Origin of the sequence: Vogesella aquatica (genome assembly GCF_028548455.1) — a bacterium.
Taxonomy (GTDB): domain Bacteria; phylum Pseudomonadota; class Gammaproteobacteria; order Burkholderiales; family Chromobacteriaceae; genus Vogesella; species Vogesella aquatica.
The window spans coordinates 83,709-100,323 of sequence record NZ_JAQQLF010000006.1 but is presented as its reverse complement, the minus strand read 5'-3'; the positions used below and the strand labels follow the sequence as shown (position 1 = coordinate 100,323).

The 16,615-nt window shown below is 66.0% G+C and carries 21 protein-coding genes; 9 read left to right on the top strand and 12 right to left on the bottom strand.

What is annotated here, in order from left to right:
• The first annotated feature begins 18 nt into the window (after window positions 1–18).
• The gene (locus PQU95_RS05670; protein WP_272751097.1) at window positions 19–1,017 is read left to right on the top strand and encodes a TRAP transporter substrate-binding protein; all 999 of its coding nucleotides are present in this window, start codon (window positions 19–21) and stop codon (window positions 1,015–1,017) included.
• Window positions 1,018–1,130: 113 nt separating this feature from the next.
• Here the strand turns inward: PQU95_RS05670 and PQU95_RS05665 are convergent, their stop codons facing one another.
• Genes PQU95_RS05665 through PQU95_RS05655 form a run of 3 tightly spaced genes read right to left on the bottom strand, consistent with a single transcriptional unit; the run spans window position 1,131 to window position 4,644 of the window.
• Window positions 1,131–2,726 carry a GMC family oxidoreductase gene (locus PQU95_RS05665; RefSeq protein WP_272751096.1) on the bottom strand — a complete coding sequence of 532 codons (1,596 nt, stop codon included), beginning with the start codon at window positions 2,724–2,726 and terminating at the stop codon, window positions 1,131–1,133.
• Window positions 2,723–3,217: a hypothetical protein gene (locus tag PQU95_RS05660; protein WP_272751095.1), complete on the bottom strand. Its 495-nt coding sequence runs from the start codon at window positions 3,215–3,217 to the stop codon at window positions 2,723–2,725. Before PQU95_RS05660 ends, PQU95_RS05665 begins: the two co-directional genes overlap by 4 nt.
• Window positions 3,214–4,644, bottom strand: a complete 1,431-nt coding sequence (locus tag PQU95_RS05655; protein WP_272751094.1) for a coniferyl aldehyde dehydrogenase — start codon at window positions 4,642–4,644, stop codon at window positions 3,214–3,216. Before PQU95_RS05655 ends, PQU95_RS05660 begins: the two co-directional genes overlap by 4 nt.
• A 91-nt stretch (window positions 4,645–4,735) precedes the next feature.
• On the opposite strand from PQU95_RS05655, the gene PQU95_RS05650 reads away from it, so the two are divergent.
• Window positions 4,736–5,917, top strand: coding sequence for a vWA domain-containing protein (locus PQU95_RS05650; protein WP_272751093.1), 1,182 nt, complete (start codon window positions 4,736–4,738; stop codon window positions 5,915–5,917).
• Here the strand turns inward: PQU95_RS05650 and PQU95_RS05645 are convergent.
• The 3 genes from PQU95_RS05645 to PQU95_RS05635 form a co-directional block, all read right to left on the bottom strand.
• Window positions 5,914–6,258: a hypothetical protein gene (locus PQU95_RS05645; RefSeq protein ID WP_272751092.1), complete on the bottom strand. Its 345-nt coding sequence runs from the start codon at window positions 6,256–6,258 to the stop codon at window positions 5,914–5,916. The genes PQU95_RS05650 and PQU95_RS05645 overlap by 4 nt on opposite strands.
• 87 nt (window positions 6,259–6,345) lie before the next feature.
• Entirely contained in the window at window positions 6,346–6,699 is a 354-nt protein-coding gene (locus PQU95_RS05640) for a DUF1304 domain-containing protein (protein WP_272751091.1), read from the bottom strand.
• A 10-nt stretch (window positions 6,700–6,709) separates the two neighbouring features.
• On the bottom strand, window positions 6,710–7,162 hold the full coding sequence (locus PQU95_RS05635) for an acyl-CoA thioesterase (protein ID WP_272751090.1): 453 nt from the start codon (window positions 7,160–7,162) through the stop codon (window positions 6,710–6,712).
• A 64-nt stretch (window positions 7,163–7,226) separates the two neighbouring features.
• Between PQU95_RS05635 and PQU95_RS05630 the strand changes: the two genes are divergently transcribed.
• A complete protein-coding gene (locus PQU95_RS05630) occupies window positions 7,227–7,814 on the top strand; it encodes a TetR/AcrR family transcriptional regulator (RefSeq protein WP_272751089.1) in 588 nt (195 codons plus the stop codon).
• 61 nt (window positions 7,815–7,875) lie between these two features.
• Here PQU95_RS05630 and ubiT read toward each other — a convergent pair whose 3' ends face one another.
• The 3 genes from ubiT to ubiU are packed head-to-tail and all read right to left on the bottom strand — an operon-like array spanning window position 7,876 to window position 10,197.
• A complete protein-coding gene (ubiT, locus tag PQU95_RS05625) occupies window positions 7,876–8,298 on the bottom strand; it encodes a ubiquinone anaerobic biosynthesis accessory factor UbiT (protein WP_272751088.1) in 423 nt (140 codons plus the stop codon).
• The gene (gene ubiV / locus PQU95_RS05620) at window positions 8,285–9,208 is read right to left on the bottom strand and encodes a ubiquinone anaerobic biosynthesis protein UbiV (protein ID WP_272751087.1); all 924 of its coding nucleotides are present in this window, start codon (window positions 9,206–9,208) and stop codon (window positions 8,285–8,287) included. The genes ubiT and ubiV overlap by 14 nt, the downstream gene beginning before the upstream one ends.
• Window positions 9,199–10,197, bottom strand: a complete 999-nt coding sequence (ubiU, locus tag PQU95_RS05615; RefSeq protein ID WP_272751086.1) for a ubiquinone anaerobic biosynthesis protein UbiU — start codon at window positions 10,195–10,197, stop codon at window positions 9,199–9,201. Before ubiU ends, ubiV begins: the two co-directional genes overlap by 10 nt.
• A 196-nt stretch (window positions 10,198–10,393) precedes the next feature.
• On the opposite strand from ubiU, the gene PQU95_RS05610 reads away from it, so the two are divergent.
• Genes PQU95_RS05610 through PQU95_RS05600 form a run of 3 tightly spaced genes read left to right on the top strand, consistent with a single transcriptional unit; the run spans window position 10,394 to window position 12,988 of the window.
• Window positions 10,394–12,136 (top strand): ribonucleoside triphosphate reductase, encoded by a 1,743-nt coding sequence (locus PQU95_RS05610; protein ID WP_272751085.1) that lies wholly within the window; start codon window positions 10,394–10,396, stop codon window positions 12,134–12,136.
• Window positions 12,133–12,303, top strand: a complete 171-nt coding sequence (gene nrdD / locus PQU95_RS05605) for an anaerobic ribonucleoside-triphosphate reductase (RefSeq protein ID WP_272751084.1) — start codon at window positions 12,133–12,135, stop codon at window positions 12,301–12,303. The genes PQU95_RS05610 and nrdD overlap by 4 nt, the downstream gene beginning before the upstream one ends.
• On the top strand, window positions 12,266–12,988 hold the full coding sequence (locus PQU95_RS05600; RefSeq protein ID WP_272751083.1) for an anaerobic ribonucleoside-triphosphate reductase activating protein: 723 nt from the start codon (window positions 12,266–12,268) through the stop codon (window positions 12,986–12,988). Before nrdD ends, PQU95_RS05600 begins: the two co-directional genes overlap by 38 nt.
• A gap of 13 nt (window positions 12,989–13,001) precedes the next feature.
• Here PQU95_RS05600 and PQU95_RS05595 read toward each other — a convergent pair whose 3' ends face one another.
• From PQU95_RS05595 to PQU95_RS05585, 3 genes are all read right to left on the bottom strand, one after another.
• The gene (locus PQU95_RS05595; RefSeq protein ID WP_272751082.1) at window positions 13,002–13,682 is read right to left on the bottom strand and encodes a Crp/Fnr family transcriptional regulator; all 681 of its coding nucleotides are present in this window, start codon (window positions 13,680–13,682) and stop codon (window positions 13,002–13,004) included.
• An 84-nt stretch (window positions 13,683–13,766) separates the two neighbouring features.
• Entirely contained in the window at window positions 13,767–13,982 is a 216-nt protein-coding gene (locus tag PQU95_RS05590; protein WP_272751081.1) for a DUF3079 domain-containing protein, read from the bottom strand.
• On the bottom strand, window positions 13,979–14,224 hold the full coding sequence (locus tag PQU95_RS05585) for a DUF2249 domain-containing protein (protein ID WP_272751080.1): 246 nt from the start codon (window positions 14,222–14,224) through the stop codon (window positions 13,979–13,981). The genes PQU95_RS05590 and PQU95_RS05585 overlap by 4 nt, the downstream gene beginning before the upstream one ends.
• A 247-nt stretch (window positions 14,225–14,471) precedes the next feature.
• On the opposite strand from PQU95_RS05585, the gene PQU95_RS05580 reads away from it, so the two are divergent.
• Genes PQU95_RS05580 through PQU95_RS05570 form a run of 3 tightly spaced genes read left to right on the top strand, consistent with a single transcriptional unit; the run spans window position 14,472 to window position 16,514 of the window.
• Complete coding sequence (locus tag PQU95_RS05580; RefSeq protein ID WP_272751079.1) at window positions 14,472–14,867, top strand: ribonucleotide reductase subunit alpha; 396 nt, start codon at window positions 14,472–14,474, stop codon at window positions 14,865–14,867.
• Between the two features lie 19 nt (window positions 14,868–14,886).
• Entirely contained in the window at window positions 14,887–15,861 is a 975-nt protein-coding gene (moaA, locus tag PQU95_RS05575) for a GTP 3',8-cyclase MoaA (protein WP_272751078.1), read from the top strand.
• A 2-nt stretch (window positions 15,862–15,863) separates the two neighbouring features.
• Entirely contained in the window at window positions 15,864–16,514 is a 651-nt protein-coding gene (locus PQU95_RS05570) for a carbonic anhydrase (protein ID WP_272751077.1), read from the top strand.
• Window positions 16,515–16,615 lie beyond the last annotated feature (101 nt).

Genomic DNA, 16,615 nt, shown 5'->3' with positions numbered 1-16,615 from the left:
ACACCACGGAGAGACAATATGAAACGCATCACCCTTTCCCTGCCCTTCGCACTGGCCATGGGCCTGCTGGGCAACACCTGCGCCAGCGCCGCCGAGCCTATCGTGATCAAGCTCAGCCACGTGGTGGCCACCGACACCTCGAAAGGCCAGGGCGCCGAGCAGTTCAAGAAACTGGCCGAGGCCCGTACCAAGGGCCGTGTGCAAGTACAGATCTTCCCCAACAGCCAGCTGTACAAGGACAAGGAAGAGCTGGAAGCGCTGCAGCTGGGCGCGGTACAGATGCTGATACCGTCGCTGTCCAAGTTCGGCCCGCTGGGGGTGAAGGAGTTCGAGGTATTCGACCTGCCCTTCCTGTTCCGCAGCTTTACCGACGTGCACAAGATTACCGACGGCCCGCTGGGCCGCCGCATCCTGGCCTCGCTGGAGCCGCGCGGGGTAAAGGGGCTGGCGTTCTGGGACAACGGCTTCAAGCTGATGTCGGCCAACAAGCCGCTACTGCAGCCTGCCGACGTAAAAGGCGTAAAGCTGCGCATCCAGTCGTCCAAGGTACTGGAGGCGCAAATGCGCACGCTGGGGGCACTGCCGCAGGTGATGGCGTTTTCCGAGGTTTACCAGGCGCTGCAAACCGGCGTGATCGACGGCACCGAGCAGACGCCGACGCAAAGCTATAGCCAGCGTTTTCACGAGGTGCAAAAGCATTACGCCACCACCAACCACGGTTATCTGGGCTACGCCGTGGTGGTAAACAAGCCGTTCTGGGACAAGCTGCCGCCGGATATCCGCAGCACGCTGGAAGGTGCCATGCGCGACACCACCACCTATGTGAACCAGCTGACGCAGCAGGAAAACATCGACGACCTGAAGCAGATTGCCACCTCGGGCAAGGCCAGCGTCACCCAGCTGACACCGCAGCAACGGGAAGCCTGGCGCCAGGCCATGCTGCCCACCTACAAGGAGGTGGCATCGCGCCTGCCGCAGCCTTTGCTGGAGGACATCCGCCAGCAGCTGGCCCGCTAAGCCTGGCAAGACGCAGGCCCCAGCCTTGCAGCCAACAGGAAAAAGCCACCGGTAACGGTGGCTTTTTTGCGGGTATACCGGCTACCAGGCCGCTACGGCATTACCAGTTTGCGCTATAGCCGACGGCGCAAGGCGTCGGCGGCGCGCAGAGCCAGCGCGTAAACCGATAGCTGCGGGTTGGCGCCGATGCTGGTGGGAAACACCGAGCCGTCGATGACCGTGACGTTGCCCAGCTGCCAGTGCCGCCCGGCCTGGTCTACCACGCCATGGCGTTCGTCGGCCGACATCATCGCCCCGCCCATCACGTGCGCGCTCACCACCCGGGTGCGCAGAATCTGCATGGGCAGCTGGCGTATCATGTCCTGCGCCTGACGCCAGCTGGTGGCCATGCCGGCGTCTTCGTGCACCGGCAATACCGCGCGGGCACCGGCGGCAAACTGGATTTCTGCCATCTGCAGCAAGGCACGCCGCGCGGCCTCCCACTCCACATCCCCTAGCGGGTAGCTCAGCACCGGCGTGCCGTCGCTGCGCAAGCCTACGCTGCCGCCGACGCTTTGCGGGTGGAAGCCGTCCCGCATCAGCGCCAGGCTCACTTGCCAGTATGGCAAGGTCTTCATCAGCCGCTGGTGCGCCATGCCGTTACCCGGCAAGGTGGACGCCATGATCAGCGGGTGCACCGGCGGCACTTCCAGCTTGAAACCCAGCGGGCCGTCTATCGGCTGGGTATGCAGGAAATGGTCGCTGTAAATGGTTTGCGGGGCACCGTTATAGCCCTCTACCGGCTGGCGGAATAGCCCGCCGGACATCACCACCGGGTGCAGAAAGGTACGCTTGCCCAGCAGGCGGTACGGGTCGGGCGCCTGGCTGCGCAGCAACACGGCCGGGGTGCCGATGGCGCCGGCAGACAGCACTACCTGGCGCGCCCTGACCTGCACGCGGCGGCCACTTGGCCGGATACCGTCCGGCCCCAGCGCCAGCCCGATAACCCCTTCCGCCCGCGTGCGGTCTGCTGACAACCACAGCTGCTGCACCCGTACGCGGGTCAGCAGCTGCGCACCACGGGACAGTGCCACCGGTATGGTGGTCACCAGCATGCTCTGCTTGGCATTGGTGGCACAGCCGGTACCGCAATAGCCCAGATTCCAGCAGCCTTTTACATTGCGGCGGATAGGCGCATACCGTATGCCCAGCTTGCTACAGCCTTGCGCCAACAGGGCGTTATTCATGTTCGGGTCGGTTTGCCAGGGGCCAATATTCAAGCGCGCTTCGGCCTGCTCGAACCAGGGCTGCAAGGCTGCATCCTGCATGGCCTCCAGGCCGTGATGGCTACGCCACCAGGCCAGGGTGTCAGCCGGGGTGCGAAAGCTGCTGGTCCAGTTGACGGTGGTACTGCCTCCCACGGTACGGCCCTGCAAAATGGTAATGCCCTTGTCGGCGGTCAGCCGGTTGGCCGACTCCTGGTACAGCTGCGGGTAGGCTTCGGCTTCGCGCAGATTGAAATGGCGCGAGCTGTACAAGCCACCCTCTTCCAGCAGCACCACCTGCAGGCCGGCGCTGGCCAGCTGCTCGGCCGCCATGCCGCCACCGGCGCCGCTGCCCACGATGACCACATCGCATTCCAGTTTCAGGTCGGGCCCAGGCTGGCTGGCATCCGTTACCTTCCAGCCCGCCGCCAGGCCGTCTTGCCACAAGTCGGGTAGCTTGCTCATAAGTAGCCTTTCATGATGGCGGGCTGCTGGTAAGCGGCGGCCTGCCAACTGGCAGGGTCGCCATACCAGCTGGCGTACAGCAGGCCGTGCAGCCCCTGGTAGGCACTGCGCAGCAGGGTGAGGCGGCTGTAACGCCAGCGATCGAGCATGGCGCGCACTTGCTCGGCACGGGCGTCTTGCCAGGGCGGGCGCAGGCCCAGCGCCATGCGCGCCAGCGGCTGTTGCAGCAGGTCGAATAGCTGGCGCAGCTCGGCCTGGCTGGCCAAGGGCAGGCCGGCGATGGCCACCAAGGTGTTGTCGACCAGCGCGATCGGCGCCGTGGCCGGCAAGCTGCCCAGCATGCCCCGGCCCAGCGCGGCAATCAGCTGGCGGTCTGCCGCGCTGGCAGCAAAACCGGGCGCGGCGTGCGGTGCGGCCAACCTGGCTGCAATACCCAGCGATAGCGCCCCCAGCAGGCCGGTGTGGATGAACTGCCGTCGGTTGAGTGTCATTTGATGCGCCCCAGCATCAGGTTCAGCAGCCATTGCACCAGCTTGCCGTGCGGCGGCTGGGTCAGAACCGCGCCGGCAAAGCGGGACTGGTAAAAAACCGGCTTCATCTTGCTGAACGTCGCAAAGCCTTCGTAACCATGGTAATGCCCCATGCCGGACGGCCCGACACCGCCAAACGGCAGCTGGTCTTGTACCACGTGCATCAGGGTATCGTTTACCGATACCCCGCCGGCAATGGTGCCCTGCAGTACCTTGCCGATACGGCGGCGCTTGTCGTCGTACAGATACAGCGCCAGCGGCCTGTCGTGGGCATTGATATAGGCCAGCGCGTTACCCAGCTTGTCGTAGCTGATAATGGGCAGCAGCGGGCCGAATATTTCCTCGCGCATCACGGCACTGTGCGCCGGCGCGTTTTCGATCAGGGTCAGCGGCAGCTTGCGCGCCGCGTTCAGCGCCGCTTCGCTGCTGCCGGCGGCCAGCACCTCTACCCGCGCGCCCAGCTGGGCGGCCTCGTCACGCCAGCGTTGCAGCCGGTCGAAGTGGGCCTGGTTGATGATGGCGGTGTAATCGGGGTTGGCCGCCGGGTCCGGGTAGGCCAGCGCGGCCTGACGGCGCAGCTCGGCCAGCAATGCCTCGCGGTCGTCCTGGTGCACCAGCACGTAGTCGGGTGCGACACAGGTCTGCCCGGCATTCAGCATCTTGCCGGCCACCAGGCTACCCACCACGCGGCGCATATCGAAGCCAGGCGCAATCAGCGCAGGTGACTTGCCCCCCAGCTCCAGCGTCACCGGGGTGAGGTTGGCCGCAGCGGCCTGCATCACACTGCGGCCAACCCGTGTGGAGCCGGTAAACAGCAAGTGGTCAAACGGCAGCGCGGCAAAGGCCTGGGCTACCGCCACATCGCCATTCACCACCTGCACCACGTCGTCGCCCAGGTACTGGCGGCACAGCCTTTGCAGCAGGGCACCGCTATGCGGGGACAACTCGGACATTTTCACCATGGCACGGTTGCCCGCCGCCAGCGCCGAGGTCAGCGGCCCTAGCGCCAGAAACACCGGGTAGTTCCACGGCACGATGATGCCAGCCACCCCCAGCGGCTGCGGCAGCACACGGGCCGTGGCCGGCCAGAACCAGAACGACACCCCGCGCCGCTGCGGCCGCATCCAGCCCGCCAGCTTGCGCTGCGCCAGGCGTATGCCCTCCAGCGCGGGGAACAGCTCCGCCAGCCGGGTTTCCACTGCGCTGCGGCAACCAAAGTCCGCCTGCACGGCGTCGATCCAGTCTTGCTGGTGTTCCGTCACGATACTGGCGAGGCCAGCCAGCCATTGCCGGCGGGTGGCATAATCGGGAGGCTGCAGTGCAGCCAGCTGCTGCAGGTGGGCAAGCTGGCTGGGCAGGCTATTACCGATAGGGCTGGCGGGATCCATATGCTATGCTCCTCGAACTTGGACAAACGGCCGTTTAGAGCACAGACTCTATTACGATTTCCCTCGCCTGTCACACATATCTTTTATCGCCATGTTGCTCGATTTTTTCTACGCCCTGCGCGAGGCCGGCCTGCCGGTAAGCCTGAAAGAACACCTTACCCTGCTGGAAGCGCTGCAGCAGAAGCTGGCATTTGCCAGCGTGGAGGCGTTTTACCACCTGTCGCGCACCATCCTGGTAAAGGATGAAAAGTACTACGACCGCTTCGACCGCGTGTTTGCCCAGTACGCGCACGGTATCGAAACCAGCCTGGACGACCTGCAAACCGCCATTCCGGAAGACTGGCTGCGCAAGCAAGTAGAAAAGTACCTGAGCGAGGAAGAAAAGCAGCAGCTGCAGGCCATGGGCTGGGACAAGCTGATGGACACGCTGCGCCAGCGGCTGCAAGAGCAGCACGAACGCCACCAGGGCGGCAATAAGTGGATAGGCACCGGTGGCACCAGCCCGTTTGGCGCCTATGGCTACAACCCGGAAGGCATACGCATCGGCCAGCACGAGTCACGCCACCGCCGCGCGGTAAAAGTGTGGGATCAGCGCGAGTTCCGCAATTTTGACGACAGCGTGGCGCTGGGCACGCGCAATATCAAGGTAGCGCTGCGCCGCCTGCGCGAATTCGCCCGTGACGGCGCACCCGAGGTGCTGGACCTGCCCGCCACCATCGCCGCCACCGCGCGCAATGCCGGCCTGCTGGACCTGCAGATGGTGCCCGAGCTGCACAATGCGGTGAAGGTGCTGGTGCTGTTCGACGTGGGCGGCTCCATGGACGACCACATCCGCGTGTGCGAAGAGCTGTTTTCCGCCGTGCGCAGCGAATTCAAGCACCTGGATTACTACTACTTCCACAACTGCGTGTACGAAAGCGTGTGGCAGGACAACGCACGCCGCCACACCGCCAAAACCGCCACCTGGGACCTGATCCACACCTACGGCCAGGACTACAAGCTGATTTTTGTCGGCGACGCCAGCATGAGCCCGTACGAGATCATCCTCAAAGGCGGCAGCGTGGAACATATGAACCCGGAGCCGGGCGAGGTCTGGCTGCGCCGCCTGCTGCAGCAATTCAAGCACGCCGTCTGGCTCAACCCCATGCCACAGGAAGCGTGGGAGTACACCCAGTCCATCGGCATGGTGGGCCAGCTGATGCAAAACCGCATGTACCCGCTCACGCTGGAGGGGCTGGAGCAAGCCATGCGCCAGCTCAAACGCAGCAGCTAGCCAGCGCCCTGCCCGTCTGCGGCCAACTGTTTCTCGATACGGCGCGCAAATACTGTCATCTCTTTTACCGCCTGCAAGTCACCACGCGCCTGCGCCACCGCGATGCCCTCGCGGTAGGCGGCCAAGGCGGCGGCTGCGTCGCCACCTGCTGCCAGTGCCTTGCCCAGCAGCTTCCACGCGGCCGAAAAATCGCCCTGCCGCGCCAGTGCCTCGCGCGCCTGCAGCGCAGCGGCCGGCCAGTCTTGTGCTTTGGCGTATTCATTGGCAATACCAAAGCGCAGCAGCGCGTTATCGCGCGGGGTATCGCACAGCTTTAACAGGTTTTGCAACACGGCAGACATGGCAGGCTCCGACAAGGTTGGCCGCACAGCATTACCGCTGGCACGCCGGCTGGCAACCCCGCCAGCGGCAGGGTTTAGGGGCCCGCGTCAGGCCAGCGCGTGCAGCAGCAGCGCCAGCGCAGCGGGCAAGGCCTGGACAAACAATATCTTGCGGCTGGCCGTGGCCGCACCATAGACCCCGGCTAGCAGCACGCAGCACAGAAAGAACACCGCCACGCCGGCCGGTGCCCCCGGCAACAGGCTCCACACCAGCCCCGCCGCCAGAAAGCCGTTATACAGCCCCTGGTTGGCCGCCAGCACCCGGCTGGCCTGGGCAAACTCCGGCGTCAGGCCAAAGGCACGGCGCCCTGCCGGCTTGGTCCACAGAAACATCTCCAGCACCAGGATATACAGGTGAATGGCGGCAACCAAAGCGGTAACTATCGATGCGGCTAGCTGCATGGCAAGCTCCTTATTTGTGCTCGGGTTGCGGCAGCGCCTCGAAATCGGCACAGCGCGGCAAATCTGCCAGAATGGCGGCCAGCGCGGCGGGCGGCGGTATCAGCTTGCGCTCGCGCAGGTCCATCCACGCGCCGGCCACTTCGTAGATAGCGGCCAGCTTGCCGTCGGGTTTGAATAGCTGCTGGCGGATCTTCCAGCGGCTATTATCCGGGCTGGCGGCTGCAATCTGCACATCGATGGTGATACGCTCGCCCAGGTGCACCTCGCGGCGGTATTCGGTACTCTCGCGAAACAGCACCGGGCCGAAGCCGTGCGCCATGAACGCCGCCATGCCAAAACCGGCTGCGGCCAACCACTCCATGCGGGTGTGCGTGCACAGGTCGGCGTAAGCGTTGTGGCGCATGTGCTGGTTGGCGTCGATGTCGGACCAGCGCACTTCTACTACTTTGGTAAACGGGTGCATGACACTCACTCAAAAAAGAACGATCGTGCTATTTTGCACATAAACAGCACGCAGGCAAACACCCATGAGCAAAAAAGCCCTTACCCGCGAAGCCATTCTGCAACAGGCGGTGCGTAGCGCCAGCCAGATCGGCATCAGCCGGCTCACCATCGGCAGCCTGGCCGAACAGAGCGGGCTATCCAAAAGCGGGCTATTTGCCCACTTTGGCAGCAAGGAAGCGCTGCAGCTGGCAGTAGTACAGGCAGCGCAAGCGCAGTTTGTGGAAGAAGTAGTGAAGCCTGCCTTTGCCCAGCCGCGTGGCATGATGCGTCTGCGTGCGCTCTTCCACGCCTGGGTGCTGCGCCTGTACGCCGGCAACACGCCCGGCGGCTGCCCGCTGCTGGCTGCCGCCTACGAGTTTGACGACCAGCCCGGCGCCATACGCGACGCGCTAGTGGCAGGCCAACGCTGGCAGCGCGACACGCTGCAGCGCCTGCTACAAGACGCGCAAGACGCCGGCGAGCTGGCTGCAGACAGCAATATTCCGCTGCTGGCGTTCATGCTGTTCGGCCTGATACAAAGCGCCCATCACGACCACCAGCTGCTGGACAGCCAGGACAGTGCCCGGCTGGCACTGCAGGGCTTTGCACAGCTATGCGGGCAGGCACCCTGAGCCGCCAGCGCCACCGACATGCCGGCCAAGCCTGACGCCCCCCTGCCGTCACGTCTGTACATCAAAACAAACCCAGCTGTGACCGCCAATCGATGCTGTCCAGCACGTTTTTCACCCACAAGCCCAGCTCGGTATCGCCGCCGATATCAATGCGGCGCTGGAAAAACAGCGTGTCCGGGTCTTCCTGCCGCCGCAACAGCGCCAGGTGGTCGGCCAGGTCGGCGTGCAGGAAGAAATCCGGCGCCGCCACCGCTGCGCAGGCGCGAAAAGCGCGGCCGTCGTGGCGCAGCGACAACGCCAGCCCGGCGTCGCGCACCCCGATCAGAAAGGTGCGCTGCTGCAGCATGGGGTCGGCCAGCGGAATCAGGCCGCGCCAGCCCATCAGGTTCAGTGCCCGCGCCAGCACCTGGCTGGCGGCCGCATCGGGGCAGGCCCGCAGCAGGCGTGCGGCCAGCTTGCCCAGGCGGGGGTCAATGGCAGTCATGGTGTGCTCCGTTCTGTTGCATACCGGGCTGGCCATGCCAGAACCCGTTGACCAATGGGGCCGGCGCCAGGCCGGCCAGCGCTTCGCCGGCCGGCTCGCCGCGCAGACGGGTGGCGGCCCATTGCACCACCGCGCCAAAGTGCCGGCTGTGCGGGCTGAGGCGGATGGCTGTCACCCCCAGCGCCGGCAGGGTGTGCAGCTCGTCCAGCAGGCTGTGGCAAGCGGCCGATTGCGTCTGGGTGCCGTTGATCTGCAGGAAGCCCTGCTGCTCGCGGGTGCGCAGCGCCATGCCGTCCGGGTGCGCCAGGCAACGGAATTCGCAGCTATCCTTGTTCAGCCCTGCGTGGCGGGCGGTGAAACAGCGCGACGAGAACGCCAGCGGCATCCGCCCCCAGGCAAACACTTCGGTATCCAGCTGCGGCAAGGCGCCGGTAATGGCCTGCACCCGCTGCGCCGGCATTTCCAGCGGCGGCACCCAGCGCTGCGCCCCCCAGCGCTGGTACAGCGCCAGCGTGGCGGCGTTGTAAATGTTGAGGTGCGGGCCGGCCACAAACGGCAGCCCGCGTTGCTGCAGCAGGCCGACGGCGCCGGTATCGTTGGCCTCCACCAGCACCCCGGCGCCGTCCAGCAGCCGGCGCAGGCGTTTGAGGTCGGATTCGCTCTCCAGCAGGCCCTGGCTGGACAGCACCGCCTGCTTGCCGGCGGCCTGCAGGTCGGCGGCCAGACCCAGCCAGTCGTCCACCCGTAGCTGCTGGCGGCGCGAGCACACCACTTCGCCCAGATAGACGCGGTCCACCGGCCAGCCGGCCACGTCGGCATAAAAGCGCATCACCTCGTCGCGCGGCCAGAAATACAGCAAGGGGCCGATGGCCAATTGCAGCGGTAATGCGGTGTGTCGGCTTACTTCCATGGTCTGCTGTACGCCCCCAGTGTCACTTGTTGTCCTTCGGAAACCCGGCCCAGTTGCTGCATCAGCGCGGCTGGCGGCTGCCAGCCGGGCCGGCGCGCCTCGTCCAGCGCCTGGCGCAGCGTGCGCGTTACCTGCGCCACGTAGGCCGGGCTGCGTTGCCGCCCTTCTACCTTGATGGCCGCCACGCCCATGCCGATCAGCCTTGGCAGCAAGGGCAGCACATTAAGGCTGGTGGGCTCTTCCAGCGCGTAGCCCAGGCTGTCGCCCACGTGAAAACGCCCCTTGCACAGCGTGGGGTAGCCACGCGGCTCGTGGTGGGCAAAATCGTCGATCAGCACCCCGTTAAGCCGTGCCTCGGTACCGTTGGCGTGTGGCAACCAGCGTACGTGGCGGGCCGGCGAGCACACACCGTGGGTATTGGGCGACTCGCCGGTAGCGTAGCTGGACAGGTGACAGCGCCCTTCGGCCATCACGCACAGGCTGCCAAAGCCGAACACCTCGATTTCCACCGTGGTGCCGGCCATCACCTGCGCCACCTGCTCCAGGCTGAGCACGCGCGGCAGCACCGCGCGCTGCACGCCAAATGCCCGTTGCGCCAGGTTGATGGCTTCATGATTGCTGGCCGAGCCTTGCACCGACAGATGCAGGCGCAGCTGCGGGTGGCGCTGGCTGGCGTAATCGAGCAGGCCGAAATCGGCCAGGATCACTGCATCTACCGCCAGCTCTGCCGCCTCGTCCACCGCAGCGCGCCAGCGGGCTTCTTCGCCGGCCTGGGCAAAGGTATTGATGGCCAGCAGCACCTTTACCCCGCGCTGGCGGGCGTAGCGCAGGCCTTCGCGGGCACTGGCGGCGTCAAAGTTGAGCCCGGCGAAGTGGCGGGCGTTGGTGTCGTTGTTCAAGCCCAGGTAAACGCAGTCGGCGCCGTGATCCACGGCGGCCTTCAGGGCCGGCAGGTTGCCGGCCGGACAGACCAGCTCTGGTAGCTGCATGGTGTAACCCTCCGTTCAAGAGCGGGCGACCTTACGCGGCGCAAGGGCTGCGTAGCCTTGCTTCATATCAAGGCTTTCGGGCAGCCAGCCCTGCGGCACGGGCACGCTTGACGGCGATCAAGAAAACAACATCTGGTGGCTGTCGATAAAAATTTAACTATATATTGAAAACAAATCACTTCAGCAGGTAGGAAAAATGCACTCGACACCCCTCGCCGCCGGCCACGTGGACGCCGTGAGCACCGTGCGGGAATACCTGAGCCGCGCCGACTGGCGGGTACAGGCCAACGCCAACCAGGGCTACAGCCTGGGCGGCATGATCCTCAATATGGCCGGTAAGCTCAGCGCCGAATACTGGCTGAATGCCGTGTTCAGCGCCGACGCCGCACAGGCCCACCGCCACGGCGACCTGCACATCCACGACCTGGACATGTTGTCCGGCTACTGCGCCGGCTGGTCGCTGCGCACGCTGCTGCAGCTGGGGTTTTCCGGCGTGGGCGGCAAGGTGGAATCGGCGCCGCCACGGCACCTGTCCAGCGCCTGCGGCCAGATCGTCAACTTTCTGGGCACGCTGCAAAACGAGTGGGCCGGCGCGCAGGCGTTCAGCTCGTTCGATACCTACCTGGCACCGTTCATCCGCAAGGACGGGCTGGGCTACCCGCAGGTGCGGCAATGCCTGCAGGAGCTGGTATACAACCTGAACGTCCCCAGCCGCTGGGGCACGCAAACACCGTTCACCAACCTCACCTTCGACTGGGTCTGCCCCGACGACCTGCGCGAGCAGGTTCCGGTGATCGGCGGCGAGGAAATGCCGTTTTGCTACGGCGACTGCGCCGCCGAGATGGCCATGATCAACCGCGCCTTCATCGAAGTGATGCTGGCCGGCGACGCCCGTGGCCGCGCGTTTACCTTCCCCATCCCCACCTACAACATCACCCGCGATTTTGACTGGTACGGCGCCAACACCGAGCAGCTGTTTGCCATGACCGCCAAGTACGGCCTGCCCTATTTCCAGAACTTCGTGAACTCCGACCTGCAGCCGCACATGGTGCGCAGCATGTGCTGCCGCCTGCAGCTGGACCTGCGCGAGCTGGCCAAGCGCGGCAACGGCCTGTTCGGCAGCGCCGAGCAAACCGGCTCGGTTGGCGTGGTGACCATCAACTGCGCACGGCTGGGTTACCTGCACGCCGGCGACGAGGCCGCGCTGCTGGCTGCCACCGACCGCCTGCTGGCGCTGGGCAGCGAGGTGCTGGAAGCGCGCCGCCGCGTGGTGCAACAGCACATCGACGCCGGGCTGTACCCGTACACCAGGCATTACCTGGGCAGCCTGCGCAACCACTTTTCCACGCTGGGGGTAAACGGCATCAACGAGATGATCCGCAATTTCAGCGCCGGGCAAGACGACATCAGCAGCGACAGCGGCCACGCCTTTGCCTGCCGCTACCTGGACCATATCCGCCAGCGCATCGTGGCCATCCAGCACCACACCGGCCACCTGTACAACCTGGAAGCCACACCGGCCGAAGGCACCACCTACCGCTTTGCCCGCGAAGACCGCAAGCGCTACCCCGGCATATTGCAGGCCGGCAGCGCCGACAAGCCGTACTACACCAACTCCAGCCAGCTGCCGGTAGGCCACACCGACGACCCGTTTGCCGCGCTGGCGCACCAGGAGGCGCTGCAATCGCGCTATACCGGCGGCACCGTGCTGCATCTGTACATGACCGAGGCGGTGTCCAGCGCCGACGCCTGCCGCCAGCTGGTACGGCGGGCGCTGCAAAACTTCCGCCTGCCCTACATCACCATCACCCCCACGTTTTCCATCTGCCCGCAACACGGCTATCTGTCCGGCCGCCACGAATTCTGCCCGCGCTGCGACGCCGAACTGCTGGCGCGCCAGACCGCCGCTGCGGCCAACCCTGAAGGAGCCATCGCATGACCAACCCTACCCCTGACACCCGCCCGCCACTGGACGACAACGAACGCACCCGCTGCGAAATCTGGACCCGCGTGATGGGCTACCATCGCCCGGTAGCCTCGTTCAACACCGGCAAACAAGGCGAATTCGATGAACGCCGCCACTTCGACGAACCCGGACGCCGCTAGCGCGCGGCTGGGCGGCTGGCAGCCGTTTTCGGCCTGCGACTGGCCGGGGCGGCTGTGCGCGGTAGTGTTTCTGGCCGGCTGCCCGTGGCGCTGCGGCTATTGCCACAACCCGCACCTGCTGGCGCGGCAGGCCGGCAGCGCGCACTGGCCACGCTTTCTGGCCTGGATCACGCAGCGGCGCGGCCTGCTGGATGGCGTGGTGTTTTCCGGTGGCGAACCGTTGCAGGAGCCAGCCTTGCCGCAGCTTTTACAACAAGTGCGCGCCATGGGCTTTGCCACCGGCCTGCACACCGGCGGCAGCCACCCGCACAGGTTGGCCGCAGCGCTGCCGCTGCTGGACTGGGTAGGGCTGGACATCAAGACGCTGCCACCACACTACGCGGCGCTTACCGGCGTGCCCGGCAGCGGCCAGCGCGTGCAGCACAGCCTGTCGCTGCTGCAAGCCAGCGGCGTGGCGTTTGAATGCCGCAGCAGCATCCACCCGCAATGGCACACGCCACACACACTACAGATGATGAGTGCCTGGCTGGCCGGACGCGGCGTGCGGCACTACCACTGGCAGCTGCTGCGGCCACCACCGGGGGGCACTGCCCACTGGCAGGCAGCGCCGCCCGGCTGGCCCGGCTCGGCGCTGCTGGCCGATACCGCCGCCCGCTTTGACGCGTTCAGCCTGCGCAGCAGCTAGCGCCGGCCCCTGCTCAGGCGTGGCCGTCCTGCTGCAGGCCGGCCACATTGCACAACACGATGTCGCGGCCCTGCACGTCGACCAGCCCTTCGTCTGCCAGCTGGTGCAGCATGCGCGAGAAGGTTTCCGGGGTGAGATTGAGGCGAGAAGCGATCAGGTTCTTGTTCACCGGCAGGTGCACCACGGTGCCGTCGGTCTGCGCCGGCGCCTGCTGCAGCAGATAGCTGGCCACGCGCTGGCGCGAGCTTTCCACCGAGTAGCGTTCTACGTCACGCACCATGCTGTGCAGGCGCAGCGACAAGCCGGCCAGCATGCTGCGGGCAAAACCGGGGTCGCTGGCCAGCGCGCCCATGATGACGTCGGCGCTGACATGCAGCAGCAAGCCGTCTTCCAGAAACTGTGCCATCACCGGGCACGGCCGGTTCAGAAACATCACCGCCTCGGCAAAGCTCTGCCCGGGGTGCAGTATCTCCATCACCTTTTCCTGGCCGTTCTGCGCCGTCAGCGCCAGCTTGACCTTGCCGAACACCACCACGTACATGCCATCGCAGGGGTCGCCCTTCTGGAAAATCACCTGCCCCTTCTGGCCGCGCACCTCGCGGGTACCCGGCACCAGTGCGGCGCGCTGCACCGGTGACAGCTGCTGGAACAAAGGCTGGTGCTGCAAAAAGGCAGTCACGTCGATATGGCTCATGATGAGGCCCCGCAAGACAAAGCGGCAGCCTAGCGCAGGCACCGCCACCGGCGCCATCGTCCGTTTGGGGGAGGCGCAACGGTGCTAGCGCGGCTGCCGCGGCGCGGGCATGGCGGCCAGCTCGTCGTCGCTAAAGCCCCAGTCACCTTGCAGATACCAGTCATCCCCCAGCATTTCTACCGGGTGCTGGGTGCGGCCGCTCCCATTGCCGCACTGCAGATCGTGCGCGGCGCAGTACTTGTCGCAGCCCCAGCACACGCGCTCCGGGTGCGCCGGCAGCAAGGGGAAGCGCCGCTTCATGCGCCTGCCTCTTGGCTGCCGGGCAGCATCAGCGTGAGCCGTACGCCGCTAAAATCGGGCAGCATCTGGCTGTCTACTGCTACCCCCTGTTGCTGCAGCAAAGGCAGCAGCGGCGCCGGAAAATGCGGCAGTATATAGGCCAGCTGCTGGCCGGGGCCGGCGGCATCCACCTCGGCCAGGATGATTTCCAGCGGTTGCGGCGGCGTCAGGCCGCGCAGGTCTCGCAAGTCACGCGGCGACATGGTGTGCCTCCCGCAGAGGTGGGAAAAATGGCACCAGACTGGCTGCAAACATGGCGGGCACTCCGCAAAGTAAAGATGGCGCAGTATGCGTCGCCGCTGGCGGGCAGCTGAATGATACGGATCAAGCTTTGGCGCACGCGGCAGCGGCCCGCCTAGCTCTTTCGGCGTAGCCCACCCCTGCCGACAGCGTATCGGCAAACGTGTGGCCGCCGCCTACACTGCCGGCAAACCTCCCGAGGAAGCCGACATGACTGCCATCCACGACTTCAACGGCCTGCTGCAGGCCGCCCGCCAGCAGGCCGCGCCGCAACGCCTGCTGTTTGCCTTTTGCCAGTGCCGCCTGCACGACGACCACCAGCCGGCCGAAGCCGAGCGCTTTGCCGCCGGCGAAGGCGGCATCCTGCAACCGGTGCTGTGCGTGGACAAGACCCCCGCCGAGCTGACCGATTTCGACCGCCTGCAACACGATGCCGACGCGCTGGACCCACGCTGGGAAGTGGTGTTCGTGGCCGCCGTAGACGACAGCGGCAGCGCTACTGCCGACGGCCCGCTCAAGCGCATGATCCAGACCATCCAGACCGGTGGCGACGTAGCGCGCTACCTGGCGTTCAACCGCGCCGGCCAGCCGCTGCGTTTCCTGTAGGCATTTGAAAGGACCCGTCATGCTGAGCGACCGTTTCGGGCGCAGCGTGGACTACCTGCGCATCTCGGTCACCGACCGCTGCGACCTGCGCTGCACCTACTGCCTGCCCAAAGGCTTCAAGGGCTTCGAGGAGCCGGCCAACTGGCTGACCTTCGACGAAATCGAACGCGTGGTGGCGGTGTTTGCCCGCCTGGGTACCCGCCGCTACCGCCTTACCGGCGGCGAGCCGCTGCTACGCCGCCACCTGCCGCAGCTGGCCGCCAGGCTGGCCGCGCTGCCCGGCGTGGACGACCTGTCGCTGACCACTAACGGCACCCAGCTGGCCAGCCAGGCGGGTGCCTTGCACGCCGCCGGTGTGCGCCGGCTGAACGTGAGCCTGGATTCGCTGCGTGACGACTGTGTGCACGGCATTACCGGCAGCCACTGCCTGCAGCAGGTGCTGGACGGGCTGCAAGCCGCCCGCGACGCCGGATTTGGCAGCATCAAGATCAATATGGTGCCGCTGGCCGGCGTCAACGAGGCCGACATCGAACCGATGGTGGCTTATTGCATCGACCACGGTTTGATCCTGCGCCTGATCGAAGCCATGCCGATGGGCAGCACCGGCCAGCAGACGCGCGGCGTGGCGCTGCAACCGGTACTGGCCCGCCTGCAGCAACGCTTTGGCCTGCGGCCAACGTGCAAGACGCTGGGCGGCGGCCCGGCCCGCTACTGGGAAAGCGCCGACGGCCAGTTCACGCTGGGGCTGATCACGCCGCTGTCGCAGCATTTCTGTGCCAGCTGCAACCGCGTGCGGCTGTCGGTGGACGGCACGCTGTACCTGTGCCTGGGGCAGGAAGAACGCTTCGAGCTGCGCCCGCTACTGCGCGCCGGCTGTAGCGACGCCGAGCTGGAGGCCGCCATCCGCGCCGCCATCGAGCTGAAGCCGCAGCAGCACACTTTCAACGAAGCCCCCACCCACGTGGTGCGCTTCATGTCGATGACCGGGGGCTGAGCATGGCACTGGACGACCCGCTACTGCAGGGCTTTCGCCGCTTCCAGCAACAGTACTTTTCCGCAAGCAACCCGGTGTACGCCAGCCTGTGCCAGGGCCAGCACCCGGTAACGCTGGTGATTGCCTGCTGCGATTCGCGCGTGCACCCGCCGGCACTGATGGGCAGCCAGCCGGGCGAAATGTTCGTGATACGCAATGTGGCCAACCTGGTGCCGCCGTACAGCCCGCACAACGAACACGCCAGCGTAGCCGCAGCGCTGGAGTTTGCCGTGCTGAACCTCAACGTTGGCCGCATCATCGTGATGGGGCATTCCGGCTGCGGCGGCATCCAGGCCCTGCTGCGGCGCAGCACCCCGCGCGATAGCGCCCTCACCCGCTGGCTGGCCATTGCCGAGCCGGCGCGCGAGCTGACCTACCGCCACCACACCGGCGACAGCGCTGCGGTGCAGGCGCGCCAGTGCGAACAGGCCGCCATCCTGGTATCGCTGAACAACCTGTTGGGCTACCCGTGGCTGGCCGACCGCGTGAAGGCGGGGCAGCTGCTGCTGGACGGCTGGTATTTCGACATGCACGAAGGCGCACTCTGGGGGCTGGACGCCGACAGCCACCGCTTTGTACCGCTAGTCTGCCCGCTGGCGCAGCAGGGCGACTGAGCCTGGCCGGGCTGGCCGCGTGGCGGGCGCCTCCTCCTTTTGGCGGATTGCCCCACCCGGCAAAGCGCATTAAGGTGAAGCATCGCCCCCCTGCCCGTGTC